Below are 12,189 nucleotides of genomic sequence, written 5' to 3' on the forward strand. Positions count from 1 at the left end.
GACCGTCCCTCTGGAGGACAAGCGTCACCCGGCGAGGATCAGTCCTCGGCCGTGAGTCCCTTGCGCAGCCGTACCAGCGTCCGCGACAGCAGCCGGGACACGTGCATCTGGGAGATGCCGAGCTCCTCGCCGATCTCCGACTGGGTCATGCCCGCGACGAAACGCAGGGACAGGATCTTCCGGTCACGGGGCCGGAGTTCGGCGATCAGCGGCTTCAGCGACTCCACGTACTCGATGCCCTCGAGGCCGTGGTCCTCGTACCCGATGCGGTCGGCGAGCGCGCCCTCCGCGTCGTCCTCCTCCGGCTGGGCGTCCAGCGAGGATGCGGTGTAGGCGTTCGAGGCGGCCATGCCCTCGACGACCTCGTCCCTGGACAGGCCGAGGTGCTCGGCCAGTTCGGCCACGGTCGGGGCGCGGTCGAGGCGCTGGGCCAGCTCGTCGCCGGCCTTGGCCAGGTCGAGCCGCAGCTCCTGCAGCCGGCGCGGGACGCGCACGGACCACGAGGTGTCGCGGAAGAAGCGCTTGATCTCGCCGATGATGGTCGGCATCGCGAACGTGGGGAACTCGACGCCGCGCGACATCTCGAAGCGGTCGATCGCCTTGATCAGGCCGATCGTGCCGACCTGGACGATGTCCTCCATCGGCTCGCTGCGGGAGCGGAAGCGGGAGGCGGCGAACTTGACCAGCGCGAGGTTGAGCTCGACGAGCGTGTTGCGCACGTAGGAGTAGTCGCAGGTGCCTTCCTCCAGCGACTCCAGCCGCTCGAAGAGGGTCTTCGACAGGGCCCGGGCGTCTGCCGGAGTCACCTCGTCGTAGGCGGGGATGTCCGGAAGCCCGGCGAGTGTGCCGTCGTCGCCGACGGGAGCGTCATGATGCTCGATGGGATCCAGATGTTCCGGAGGGAGTGTCGACGTCGCTTCCTGGGTACGCGATCCGTCGAGCCGGGGTGACATGATGTCCTCCATCGTTCTCGGCATACGGCTGCCGATGCCAATTGCGTGCACTGCGGTGTGCGGCGCCTCCAAAGCCGGCCGTGTCGGGTGTGTTCCTACTAGGCCTACCGGGTTTACCGAGCCCACCGCAAGTGTGTTCTGTGTGGGTATGTCCGTTTGTGTGCACTTGTTCGGGTGTCGGAGTGCCGCGGGAAGGCGTAGTGTTCGAGAGCGTCAGCAAGGAGTCACGACGTCGGGAGAAGAGACGGCATGGACCGCGGGACGGTCGGCAGCGCACAGTCGGGCCGGCTTCTGGTCGAGGTGCGCGAGGAAGGCCCCAGTGCCGTCGTGACCCCGGCGGGTGAGCTGGATCACCACACCGCCGAGCTGTTGCGCGAGCCGCTGGACGAGTGCCTCGACAAGGGATTCAACCGGCTCGTCGTCGACTGCTCGCGCCTGGAGTTCTGCGACTCCACGGGACTCAACGTCCTGCTGGGCGCGCGGTTGAAGGCGGAGGCCGCGGGGGGTGGCGTACATCTTGTGGCCATGCAGCCGGTGGTGGCGCGCGTGTTCGAGATCACGGGGGCCGAAGCGGTCTTCACCCTCCACGACACGCTCGAGGCGGCCCTGTCGGACGAGTCAGGCTGAGCCGTGGTCCGCGGTCACCGCGGCGGGTCTCGTGCGGCCTTCGAGGCCGGCGTTTTTGCCCCGTCCCGTGATTCGTGGCGACTACAGGGGTGTTCCGGCGGTCCGGTCGGGCAGGAGACATCCTGACCGTGACTTCGACTGTGACTGTGTACGACTTTGAAACGTGAACTGGTGAATCGGTGAGGTGAAGCGCTGATGAGCACCACCCGGCCCTACTCGCCGGGCGACCGCGGTCCGGAGCCCAGCGGCGCTTCCGGGGCGTCCGAGGGGGACGCACCCGGGTCCGAAGAGCCCGGGGCAGGCGGCACGCCCGCTCCCGTCGGCGTGCCCGCGTCCGCGGCGGCGGCCGTGGCCGGCCCGCAGGTCCGCACGCTGAGCTTCGACGATCAGAGCGGCGTCGTTCCGCTCGCCCGTGACTTCACCCGCGAGGCGTTGTACGCGTGGGGCTGGCTGCCCTCCGCCACCGCCGACCAGCGTGCCGCCGCGGAGGACGTGCTGCTCGTCGTCTCCGAGCTGGTCACCAACGCGTGCCTGCATGCGGAGGGGCCGGACGAGCTGCGGATCACCTGCGACAAGAAGGTGATCCGGCTGGAGGTCTCCGACCGCGGCGCGGGCCAGCCCGCACCCCGCACCCCGCACCGCGCGGGCCGCCCCGGCGGCCACGGCATGTTCATCGTGCAGCGCCTGTGCCTGGACTGGGGCGTCGTACGGACCCCGGGCGTCGCGGGCAAGCGGGTCTGGGCGGAACTGGGCGCCCCGGCGTAACTTTCGCCCCAGGTGTCGCCGGCGTCCCCCGTCCCGGCGACCGCTCACGGCCACACCGGCACGCACTCCGTCACCGGCGCCGCAGCCCCACCACCCCCAACCGATCGCCCAGGCGCGCCTCGCGCCCCCGGCTCATCAGCCTCGGCGACCGCTCACGCCCGCGTGGGCAGCGCGCGCCTGTCCGCCCCCGGCTCATCAGCCCCGGCGACCGCTCACGCCCGCGTGGGCAGCGCGTGCCTGTCCGCCCCCGGCTCATCAGCCCCGGCGACCGCTCACGCCCGCGTGGGCAGCGCGCGCCTGTCCGCCCCCGGCTCACCAGCCCCGGCGACCGACCGCGTCCGCGTGGGCAGCGCGCGTCCATCCGTCATCGGCGTCGTCGGTCACGGCGAACCGCCTCCGATCGCGGCGGTGCCACGTCGAGCGCTCCGCCTGCTCCCGGGCCGCGCCACGGGGCCCGAGAGCCCCACCAGGTGCGCCCCGACCTCGCACGCGCCCGCTCAGCGGCCCTCTCGGTGGCCTGGCGTGTCCCGCCGCCGCTCTCCTCGCCCCGTACGCACGCCCTCGCCGCCGCCCGCCTGCCGTCGTGGCCCGGACCGCGCACCCCCCGGAAAACGCCCGGAGGGCCACCGCATCACGACTGGATGCGGTGGCCCTCCGGAAGCGAGGTCCGGCCGGCAGGCCTCAGCGGACGTCGCCCATGAGTTCCTTGACGCGCTTGCGGTACATCCACACCGCGGCACCGGCGACCACGGCGAGCGTGGCCTCCAGGGCGACGATGCCCGTCTTGTTCAGGTCGACACCGGCGATGGAGAGCAGGCCGGTCGTGGCGTCACCCGCGGTGACGGCCAGGAACCAGACGCCCATCATCTGCGAGGCGTACTTCACCGGCGCCATCTTCGTGGTGACCGACAGGCCGACCGGGGAGAGCAGCAGCTCACCGCAGGTCTGGACGAAGTAGATCGCCACCAGCCACATCGCGGCCGCCTTGTGACCGCCGTCCGCGATCGCCAGCGGGGCGAGGAAGAGGAAGAAGGACGCGCCGACCAGGACCAGGCCGAACGAGAACTTCACGATCGTGCTCGGCTCCTTGCCGCGGCGGGCCAGCGCCAGCCAGAGGGAAGCGAAGACCGGGGCCAGGGCCATGATGATGACCGGGTTGACCGACTGGTACCAGGAGACCGGGAACTCCCAGCCGAGGACGCTGTTCTCGGCGGAGGAGTCGGCGAAGATCGACAGCGTCGAGCCGCCCTGGTCGTAGATCATCCAGAACACGGCCGCGGCGACGAAGAACCAGATGTACGCGGACATCTTCGACTGCTCGGCACGGTCCAGCGACCGGTCGCGCTTGATGCGGGTCAGCACCAGGATCGGGATGATCACGCCGAGCAGGGTCAGCGGGACCAGGATCCAGTTCAGCGTGTAGTGACCGGAGAAGCCGACGATCGCGTAGAACACGACGGCGATCGCGGCCCAGAACGCGGCCTTGCGCAGAGTGGAGGTCTTCTCCTCCACCGACAGCGGCTTCGGGACGACGCTCGAGTGGGGGTCGAGGTGGCGGCTGCCGATCAGGAACTGGACCACACCGAGCGCCATGCCGACCGCGGCGAGCGCGAAGCCCAGGTGCCAGTTGACGTTCTCACCGATGGTGCCGATCGTCAGCGGCGCCACGAAGGCACCCAGGTTGATGCCCATGTAGAAGACGGTGAAGCCACCGTCGCGACGCGGGTCGTCCGGGCCGTCGTAGAGCTGGCCGACCATCGTCGAGATGTTGGCCTTCAGCAGACCCGAACCGATGGCGACCAGGCCGAGGCCCGCGTAGAACGTGCCGGAGGAGGGCAGCGCCAGCGTGAGGTGGCCGAGCATGATGACGCCGCCGGCGATGGCGACGGTCTTGCGGGGGCCCCAGACGCGGTCGCCGAACCAGCCGCCCGGCATCGTGAGCAGGTACACCAGGGACAGGTACACCGAGTAGATCGCGGTCGCACTGCCGGCGCTGAGCCCGAGGCCGCCAGGAGCGACGAGGTACAGCGGGAGCAGAGCCCTCATGCCGTAGTAGGAGAATCGCTCCCACATCTCGGTCATGAAGAGAGTGGCCAGTCCGCGGGGGTGGCCGAAGAAGGTCTTCTCGGAACCGGGGGTACCCGGGCGGACCGAGTCCTTCGTCAGGCTGGACGCCATGGTCGTTCCTTGCTGTCGGGACGCGCTCATGAGGCGATGCGCGCCCGGTGGGGGGCAGCCGGCACCGGCGGGCTCAACCGTCCGACCCCACGCCTGAGGGATTCCGCTCCGGATCACGGAGCGATGGACGGCGACCACCGGGATCCACGCCTCCGCGCGCTTCTCTGCACGCGATGAGGCCCGGCCACAGGTCATTCCTTTCAAGGCCGGTCACGAACCGGCCCGCACGCGAAAGAGACCTTCAGCGTCGAACTGTCGCCAAAGGTCGTCCGGGTGCTACAGGCGCTGATTCACCATACGGCAGGACACCGCCCGGTATGGAAGGACTTGAGACGCGAATCACAGGTTTCGACGGAACCGGGAACGGTCATTCGAAGGTCCATCCCAGGATGGCACCCCACAGCCGCAGGCCCGCCACCGGGGCGGCGGCGAGGGCCGCGCGGGCCGTGCCCGGCGCCGGATTCCGCATGTGTCCGGCATGTCCGGAGGTAAGAGTCCCTCGCGACGATCACACCCCGGGCGTTGCTCCGAGCGGACTACCATCAGCTCATGACCCGTGTACTGCTCGCCGAGGACGACGCGTCCATCTCGGAGCCGCTGGCCCGCGCACTGCGCCGCGAAGGGTACGAGGTCGAGGTGCGTGAGGACGGCCCCACCGCGCTCGACGCCGGGATGCAGGGCGGCATCGACCTGGTGGTGCTGGACCTCGGGCTGCCCGGCATGGACGGACTGGAGGTCGCTCGCCGGCTGCGCTCGGAAGGGCACGCCGTGCCGATCCTGATCCTGACCGCCCGCGCCGACGAGGTGGACACCGTCGTCGGCCTGGACGCCGGGGCGGACGACTACGTCACCAAGCCCTTCCGGCTGGCCGAGCTGCTCGCCCGGGTCCGCGCCCTGCTGCGGCGCGGCGCCGCCGAGCCCCAGCAGCCGCCCGCCACGCACGGCGTGCGCATCGACGTCGAGTCGCACCGCGCCTGGATGGGCGACGAGGAGCTCCAGCTCACCGCCAAGGAGTTCGACCTGCTGCGGGTGCTGGTGCGCGACGCCGGCCGGGTCGTCACCCGCGACCAGCTCATGCGCGAGGTCTGGGACACCACCTGGTGGTCGTCGACGAAGACCCTCGACATGCACATCTCCTGGCTGCGCAAGAAGCTGGGCGACGACGCGGCCAACCCCCGCTACATCGCCACCGTGCGGGGCGTGGGTTTCCGTTTCGAGAAGAACTGAGCCCTCCGGGGCCGTACGCGGGTACGTAGGGGAACATGCGCCGCCGACTGATCCAGTCCACGCTCGCCGTGGTGCTCGTCGTGATCGCCGTCTTCGGCGTCTCCCTGGTCATCGTCGAGGCCCGGACGATCAGCAGCACCGCCCAGGAACGCGTGGACCTGGAGGCGGTGCGGCTGGCCAGCATCGTGGACAGCCGGCTGCTCGGCACCGGGTCCGTGGACGCGGGCTTCCTGCGCGAGCAGGTCGCCGACGCCCGGTACGCCGTGATCCGCATCCCCGGCAGGCCGGTCATCGAGGTCGGCAGCAAGCCGGAGGGCGACGTCATCCGCGGCAAGGCCACCGGCGAGGAGGGCGAGACGGTCCTCGTGGAGGACCCGCGCTCCTCGGTGACCCGGGAGGTCGGCCGGACCCTGCTCATCATCGGCCTGGTGGCGCTGCTCGCGGTGATCGCCGCGGTGCTGCTGGCGATCCGCCAGGCCAACCGCCTCGCGTCCCCGCTCACCGACCTCGCCGAGACCGCCGAGCGCCTCGGCTCCGGCGATCCGCGCCCCCGGCACAAGCGCTACGGCGTCCCCGAGCTGGACCGGGTCGCGGACGTGCTGGACTCCTCCGCCGAGCGCATCGCCCGGATGCTGACCGCCGAACGCCGCCTGGCCGCCGACGCCTCCCACCAGCTCCGCACGCCGCTGACGGCGCTGTCGATGCGGCTGGAGGAGATCACCCTCACCGACGAGCCGGAGACGGTGAAGGAGGAGGCGACGATCGCGCTGTCGCAGGTGGAGCGGCTGACGGACGTCGTGGACCGGCTGCTGACGAACTCCCGCGACCCGCGCAGCGGCTCCGCCGTCACCTTCGAACTGGACGACGTCATCCAGCAGCAGATCGCCGAGTGGCGCCCCGCCTACCGCAGCTCCGGGCGGGCGATCGTCAGCTCCGGCAAGCGGCACCTGACGGCCGTGGGCACGCCGGGCGCGGTGGCGCAGGTGCTGGCCGCGCTGATCGAGAACTCCCTGATGCACGGCGGCGGCACGGTGGCCCTGCGCACCCGGGTCACGGGCAACCAGGCGGTCGTCGAGGTCACCGACGAGGGACCGGGCGTCCCGGCCGACCTGGGGGCGCGGATCTTCGAGCGCACGATCAGCGGGCGCAACTCGACGGGCATCGGCCTGGCCGTCGCCCGGGACCTGGCCGAGGCGGACGGCGGCCGCCTGGAGCTCCTCCAGTCCAGGCCCCCGGTCTTCGGCCTGTTCCTGTCGCGGACGCCGCCGAAGAAGTCGTCGCCGGACGAGGGCGTGACGGTGCGCTAGGCGCCGTCAGCGGCGGGCCGGGGCGCCGTCGGTCTCGCGGACCGCCGCCGGGTGTCCGGGCTCCCCGAAGGAGCCCTCCCGCGTCGCGTGCCCGGAGGCGGGCAGCGTGCGGAAGACCCAGCTGCGGTACGACCAGAAGCGGAACAGCGTGCCGAGGCCGATGCCGAGGAACTTGAAGATGTTGCTCTGCAGCGGGCTGTCCCAGCCGAAGCCGTACGTCGCCGTGAAGAGCACACCGTTCTCGATCACCAGGCCGACCGCGCTGAACAGCAGGAACAGCGACATCTCGCGGGTGCGGCCGCTCTTGTCGCGGTCCCGGTAGGTGAAGTAGCGGAAGCCCAGGTAGTTGAAGACGATCGCGACGACGGTGGCGACGATGCTCGCCCGCACGACCTGGAGGTCGGTCACGTGCCGGACCAGGTTGAAGACGAGCAGGTTGACCAGCACGCCCGCGCCGCCCACCGCCCCGAACTTCAGGGCCTCGCGGACCAGCCGGTCGAGCCGGTTCCGCAGGCCGCCGCGGGGCGCCCCGGGCACCGGGGGCGCCGCGGGGGCACCCGAGGAACCATGTCCCATGGTCGTGCAGGCCCCCGTCCGGTCGGTGTCGATCCAGTCATGCTAACCAGCCGGGCACGCGATCTTCCTGCGGGAGCCGGTATCGCACGGCGAGAGGGCCGGGGGAGGGCCGGGAAACGGCCGGGAATCCGGTGGGCCCCGAGCGGCCGATACGCTAGGGGCGTGACGTTCCCGGTAGTCGGCATGGTCGGCGGAGGCCAGCTCGCTCGTATGACACACGAGTCGGGCATCCCGTTGGGCATCAGGTTCAAGCTCCTCAGTGACACCCCGCAGGATTCCGCGGCGCAGGTCGTCAGCGATGTCGTCGTCGGCGACTATCGCGACCTCGACACGCTGCGCGCGTTCGCGAAGGGGTGCGACGTGATCACGTTCGATCACGAACACGTACCGACCGAGCACCTACGGGCTCTGGAGGCGGACGGCATCCCCGTGCGCCCCGGGCCCGACGCGCTGGTCCACGCCCAGGACAAGGGGGTGATGCGCGCCAAGCTCGACGCGATCGGTGTGCCCTGTCCGCGGCACCGGATCGTGAGCGATCCGGCCGACGTGGCCGCCTTCGCGGCGGAGGGCGACGGGTTCCCGGTCGTCCTCAAGACGGTCCGCGGCGGCTACGACGGCAAGGGCGTGTGGGTCGTCGACTCCGCCGAGGAGGCCGCCGAGCCCTTCCGCGCCGGCGTGCCCGTGCTGGCGGAGGAGAAGGTCGACTTCGTCCGCGAGCTGGCCGCCAACGTCGTCCGCTCCCCGCACGGCCAGGCGGTGGCCTACCCCGTCGTCGAGTCCCAGCAGGTGAACGGCGTGTGCGACACGGTGATCGCGCCCGCCCCCGACCTGGACCGGGACCTGGCGCTGCGGGCCGAGGAGATGGCCCTCGCCATCGCCAAGGAACTCGGCGTCGTCGGCCACCTCGCCGTCGAGCTGTTCCAGACCCGCGACGGCCGCATCCTCGTCAACGAGCTCGCGATGCGCCCGCACAACTCCGGACACTGGACGATGGACGGCGCGATCACCTCGCAGTTCGCCAACCACGTCCGCGCCGTCCTCGACCTGCCGCTGGGCGACCCCCGCCCGCGCGCACCGTGGACGGTCATGGTCAACGTCCTCGGCGGCGACTACCCGGACATGTACTCCGCGTACCTGCACTGCATGGCCCGCGACCCCCAGCTCAAGATCCACATGTACGGCAAGGACGTGAAGCCCGGCCGCAAGGTCGGCCACGTCAACACCTACGGCGACGACCTGGACGACGTGCTGGAGCGCGCCCGTCACGCTGCCGGCTACCTGAGAGGGACGATCACCGAATGAGCCCGGTCAGCCCGGTCGTGGGCATCGTCATGGGGTCGGACTCCGACTGGCCCGTCATGGAGGGCGCCGCCAAGGCGCTCGACGAGTTCGAGATCCCCTACGAGGTCGACGTCGTCTCCGCGCACCGCATGCCGCGCGAGATGATCGCGTACGGCGAGCAGGCCGCCGGCCGCGGGCTCAAGGCGATCATCGCGGGCGCGGGCGGCGCCGCCCACCTGCCCGGCATGCTCGCCTCGGTCACCCCGCTGCCGGTCATCGGCGTCCCCGTGCCGCTGAAGTACCTGGACGGCATGGACAGCCTGATGTCCATCGTGCAGATGCCGGCCGGCGTCCCCGTCGCCACCGTCTCCGTCGGCGGCGCCCGCAACGCCGGCCTCCTGGCCGCCCGCATCCTCGCCGCCCACGACGAGGAGCTGCTCGCCCGGATGCGCGAGTTCCAGCAGGACCTCAACGACCAGGCGACCGAGAAGGGCAAGCGCCTGCGCAACAAGGTCGCGGGCTCGGCGGCCGCCTTCGGCTTCGGGAAGTGACGCGGATGACCTCGCTGGACCGGGCCCGGGAGCTGCTGCGGGAGTTCCCCGTCGTCGACGGTCACAACGACCTGCCCTGGGCCCTGCGCGAGCAGGTGCGCTACGACCTCGACACCCGTGACATCGCCGAGGACCAGTCCGCCCACCTGCACACCGACCTCGCCCGGCTGCGGGCCGGCGGCGTCGGCGCGCAGTACTGGTCGGTGTACGTCCGCTCGGACCTGCCGGGCGCGGTGACGGCGACGCTGGAGCAGATCGACTGCGTACGGCAGCTCATCGACCGCCACCCCAAGGACCTGCGCGCCGCGCTGACCGCCGCCGACATGGAGGCGGCCCGCGCAGAGGGCCGGATCGCGTCGCTGATGGGCGCCGAGGGCGGCCACTCCATCGACAACTCCCTCGCCACGCTCCGGGCGCTGTACGCGCTCGGCGTGCGCTACCTGACCCTCACCCACAACGACAACGTGGCGTGGGCGGACTCGGCGACCGACGAGCCCGGCGTCGGCGGCCTGTCGGCCTTCGGCCGCGAGGTCGTGCGGGAGATGAACCGCGAGGGCATGCTGGTCGACCTCTCGCACGTCGCGGCGACGACGATGCGGGACGCGCTGGACGCCTCCACCGCGCCGGTGATCTTCTCGCACTCCTCCGCCCGGGCCGTCTGCGACCACCCGCGCAACATCCCGGACGACGTGCTGGAGCGGCTGCCCGCCAACGGCGGCATGGCGATGGTGACCTTCGTGCCGAAGTTCGTGCTCCAGGCCGCCGTGGACTGGACGGCCGCCGCCGACGAGAACATGCGCGCGCACGGCTTCCACCACCTGGACACGAGCCCGGAGGCGATGAGGGTCCACGCGGCCTTCGAGGAGCGCACCCCGCGCCCGGTCGCCACGGTGTCCACGGTCGCCGACCACCTCGACCACATGCGCGAGGCCGCCGGCATCGACCACCTCGGCATCGGCGGCGACTACGACGGCACGCCCTTCACGCCGGCCGGCCTCGACGACGTCTCGGGCTACCCGAACCTCGTCGCCGAGCTGCTGGACCGGGGCTGGTCCCGGTCCGACCTGGCCAAGCTGACCTGGAAGAACGCGGTACGGGTGCTGGGCGCCGCAGAGGACGTCGCCCGCGGGCTTCAGGCGACGCGGGGGCCGTCCAACGCGACGCTGGAGGACCTGGACGGCTGAGCCGTCCCCTCGAGGGCGGGGTAGTCGGTGTAACCGGTCGCCCCGCCCACGTACATGAGGTACCGGTCCCGTACCGGATTCAGCGGCGCCCCGATCCGCAGCCGCGTCACCAGGTCGGGGTTGGCCAGGAAGGGCCGGCCCAGGGCGATCAGGTCGGCGCCGGCGGCCAGCAGCCGCTCGGACGCGTGGCGCACGGCGTCCGTGGCCGGATTTCCGCCCAGCACCGGGTTGGCGATCAGCACGCCCGGCCAACCGGCGCGGATCGTCCGGAACACCGGGTCGTCGGGGTCGGCGAAGACCTGGTGGAGATAGGCGAGCCCGAGCCCGCCGAGCCGTTCCACCAGCGCGGTGTAGATCTCCTCCGTCCCGCCCTCCGCGATGCCGTTGACGGTGTTGCCGGGGGAGACGCGCAGGCCCACCCGCTCGGCGCCGATCTCGGCGGCCACGGCCTCGGTCACCTCGGCCGTGAACCGGATCCGTCCGGCGACCGGGCCGCCGTACCCGTCGGTGCGGCGGTTGGTGTTGGCGGCCAGGAACTGGTGCAGCAGGTGACCGTTGGCGGAGTGCACCTCCACCCCCTCGAACCCGGCGTCGAGCGCGTTGCGCGCGGCACGCGCGAAGTCCGCGACGGTGGTGCGGATGTCCTCGGCGGTCATCTCCCGCGGGACGACGGCCGGCCGGTGACCCCCGGGGGTGAAGATCGTCTCGGGCAGCGGCACCGGCGAGGGCGCGACGGGCGTCAGCCCGCTGGTCGCGGGGTGGCCGACCCGGCCGCCGTGCTGGAGCTGGAGGAACATGCGCCCGCCCGCCTCCCGCACGGCGTCGGTGACCTGCCGCCAGCCCGCCACGTGCCGGGCGCTGTGGACGGCGGTGATGTTCGGGTACGTCTGCCCGACCGCGTTCGGCGTCGCGGCCTCGGCGACGATCAGGCCGGCGGAGGCGCGCTGGGCGTAGTACGTGGCCATGAGCGGCGTCGGAGTGCCGTCGGGCTCGGCGCGGTTGCGGGTGAGCGGGGCCATCACCAGGCGGTTGGGGAGGGTGAGCGGTCCGAGCGGGGCGGAGTCGAGGAGCGCTGTCGTGTTCGGCATGCCCGTACGCTAGAACCTGACATCAGTGTCAGATTCAAGTCCCGGAGGCGACGGCATGCGGATCGGCGAACTCGCCCGGCGTACGGGCGTCAGCGAACGCTCGCTGCGGTACTACGAGGAGCAGGGGCTGCTCGCGGCCGAGCGTACGCCCGGCGGGCACCGCGAGTACCCGGAGGCGGCCGTCGACCGGGTCGTCCGCATCCAGGAGCTGTTCGCGGCCGGCCTGGCCAGCAGCAGGATCGCCGACCTGCTGCCCTGCATGCGCGACGGGGACGGCGGACCCTCGGCCGTCGCCACGCCGAAGCTGGTCGCCGACCTCACCGCGGAACGCGACCGCATCGACCGGACCATCGCCGACCTGGTCCGCTCCCGGGACACCCTGGACGAGGTGATCGACGCGGCCCGCGGCTGAGCGCGGGCCCCGGCGCCGTTACCCCGGACGCCGCGCCCAC

12 protein-coding genes are annotated in these 12,189 nt (G+C 71.7%); 8 read left to right on the forward strand and 4 right to left on the reverse strand.

The genetic code is table 11. The features are described 5' to 3' along the window. Positions 1–38 precede the first annotated feature (38 nt). Positions 39–953: an RNA polymerase sigma factor SigF gene (locus ACFWJB_RS18105; RefSeq protein ID WP_385458951.1), complete on the reverse strand. Its 915-nt coding sequence runs from the start codon at positions 951–953 to the stop codon at positions 39–41. Between the two features lie 249 nt (positions 954–1,202). Between ACFWJB_RS18105 and ACFWJB_RS18110 the strand changes: the two genes are divergently transcribed. Continuing rightward, a complete protein-coding gene (locus tag ACFWJB_RS18110; RefSeq protein WP_385458949.1) occupies positions 1,203–1,580 on the forward strand; it encodes an STAS domain-containing protein in 378 nt (125 codons plus the stop codon). Between the two features lie 195 nt (positions 1,581–1,775). Beyond that, a complete protein-coding gene (locus tag ACFWJB_RS18115; RefSeq protein WP_385458948.1) occupies positions 1,776–2,345 on the forward strand; it encodes an ATP-binding protein in 570 nt (189 codons plus the stop codon). 681 nt (positions 2,346–3,026) lie between these two features. On the opposite strand, the gene ACFWJB_RS18120 is transcribed toward ACFWJB_RS18115, so the two are convergent. Beyond that, positions 3,027–4,523 carry an MFS transporter gene (locus tag ACFWJB_RS18120; protein ID WP_385458946.1) on the reverse strand — a complete coding sequence of 499 codons (1,497 nt, stop codon included), beginning with the start codon at positions 4,521–4,523 and terminating at the stop codon, positions 3,027–3,029. Between the two features lie 549 nt (positions 4,524–5,072). On the opposite strand from ACFWJB_RS18120, the gene ACFWJB_RS18125 reads away from it, so the two are divergent. Then, positions 5,073–5,750 (forward strand): response regulator transcription factor, encoded by a 678-nt coding sequence (locus ACFWJB_RS18125; RefSeq protein WP_077798502.1) that lies wholly within the window; start codon positions 5,073–5,075, stop codon positions 5,748–5,750. Positions 5,751–5,785: 35 nt separating this feature from the next. Beyond that, entirely contained in the window at positions 5,786–7,057 is a 1,272-nt protein-coding gene (gene draK / locus ACFWJB_RS18130) for a two-component system sensor histidine kinase DraK (protein WP_385458943.1), read from the forward strand. A 6-nt stretch (positions 7,058–7,063) separates the two neighbouring features. Here draK and ACFWJB_RS18135 read toward each other — a convergent pair whose 3' ends face one another. Beyond that, entirely contained in the window at positions 7,064–7,633 is a 570-nt protein-coding gene (locus ACFWJB_RS18135; RefSeq protein ID WP_385458941.1) for a GtrA family protein, read from the reverse strand. 162 nt (positions 7,634–7,795) lie between these two features. Between ACFWJB_RS18135 and ACFWJB_RS18140 the strand changes: the two genes are divergently transcribed. The 3 genes from ACFWJB_RS18140 to ACFWJB_RS18150 are packed head-to-tail and all read left to right on the forward strand — an operon-like array spanning position 7,796 to position 10,649. Then, positions 7,796–8,935 carry a 5-(carboxyamino)imidazole ribonucleotide synthase gene (locus ACFWJB_RS18140; RefSeq protein ID WP_385458939.1) on the forward strand — a complete coding sequence of 380 codons (1,140 nt, stop codon included), beginning with the start codon at positions 7,796–7,798 and terminating at the stop codon, positions 8,933–8,935. Beyond that, entirely contained in the window at positions 8,932–9,465 is a 534-nt protein-coding gene (purE, locus tag ACFWJB_RS18145; protein WP_386923268.1) for a 5-(carboxyamino)imidazole ribonucleotide mutase, read from the forward strand. Before ACFWJB_RS18140 ends, purE begins: the two co-directional genes overlap by 4 nt. Before the next feature lie 5 nt (positions 9,466–9,470). Further along, a complete protein-coding gene (locus tag ACFWJB_RS18150) occupies positions 9,471–10,649 on the forward strand; it encodes a dipeptidase (protein WP_386923270.1) in 1,179 nt (392 codons plus the stop codon). Here ACFWJB_RS18150 and ACFWJB_RS18155 read toward each other — a convergent pair. Further along, entirely contained in the window at positions 10,598–11,737 is a 1,140-nt protein-coding gene (locus ACFWJB_RS18155; protein ID WP_385458933.1) for an alkene reductase, read from the reverse strand. The genes ACFWJB_RS18150 and ACFWJB_RS18155 overlap by 52 nt on opposite strands. Positions 11,738–11,792: 55 nt before the next feature. Here ACFWJB_RS18155 and ACFWJB_RS18160 point away from each other — a divergent pair, with 55 nt between their 5' ends. Next, the gene (locus ACFWJB_RS18160; RefSeq protein ID WP_385459053.1) at positions 11,793–12,149 is read left to right on the forward strand and encodes a MerR family transcriptional regulator; all 357 of its coding nucleotides are present in this window, start codon (positions 11,793–11,795) and stop codon (positions 12,147–12,149) included. Positions 12,150–12,189 lie beyond the last annotated feature (40 nt).

Source organism: Streptomyces sp. NPDC127100 (assembly GCF_042724095.1).
Lineage (GTDB): Bacteria > Actinomycetota > Actinomycetes > Streptomycetales > Streptomycetaceae > Streptomyces.

Bases quoted from the DNA above. Each gene is read 5' to 3' on its own strand.
- ACFWJB_RS18135 (WP_385458941.1), bottom strand. From the start codon at position 7,633: ATGGGACATGGTTCCTCGGGTGCCCCCGCGGCGCCCCCGGTGCCCGGG.
- ACFWJB_RS18105 (WP_385458951.1), bottom strand. From the start codon at position 953: ATGTCACCCCGGCTCGACGGATCGCGTACCCAGGAAGCGACGTCGACA.
- draK (WP_385458943.1), top strand. From the start codon at position 5,786: ATGCGCCGCCGACTGATCCAGTCCACGCTCGCCGTGGTGCTCGTCGTG.
- purE (WP_386923268.1), top strand. From the start codon at position 8,932: ATGAGCCCGGTCAGCCCGGTCGTGGGCATCGTCATGGGGTCGGACTCC.
- ACFWJB_RS18125 (WP_077798502.1), top strand. From the start codon at position 5,073: ATGACCCGTGTACTGCTCGCCGAGGACGACGCGTCCATCTCGGAGCCG.
- ACFWJB_RS18155 (WP_385458933.1), bottom strand. From the start codon at position 11,737: ATGCCGAACACGACAGCGCTCCTCGACTCCGCCCCGCTCGGACCGCTC.
- ACFWJB_RS18160 (WP_385459053.1), top strand. From the start codon at position 11,793: ATGCGGATCGGCGAACTCGCCCGGCGTACGGGCGTCAGCGAACGCTCG.
- ACFWJB_RS18120 (WP_385458946.1), bottom strand. From the start codon at position 4,523: ATGGCGTCCAGCCTGACGAAGGACTCGGTCCGCCCGGGTACCCCCGGT.
- ACFWJB_RS18150 (WP_386923270.1), top strand. From the start codon at position 9,471: ATGACCTCGCTGGACCGGGCCCGGGAGCTGCTGCGGGAGTTCCCCGTC.
- ACFWJB_RS18110 (WP_385458949.1), top strand. From the start codon at position 1,203: ATGGACCGCGGGACGGTCGGCAGCGCACAGTCGGGCCGGCTTCTGGTC.
- ACFWJB_RS18115 (WP_385458948.1), top strand. From the start codon at position 1,776: ATGAGCACCACCCGGCCCTACTCGCCGGGCGACCGCGGTCCGGAGCCC.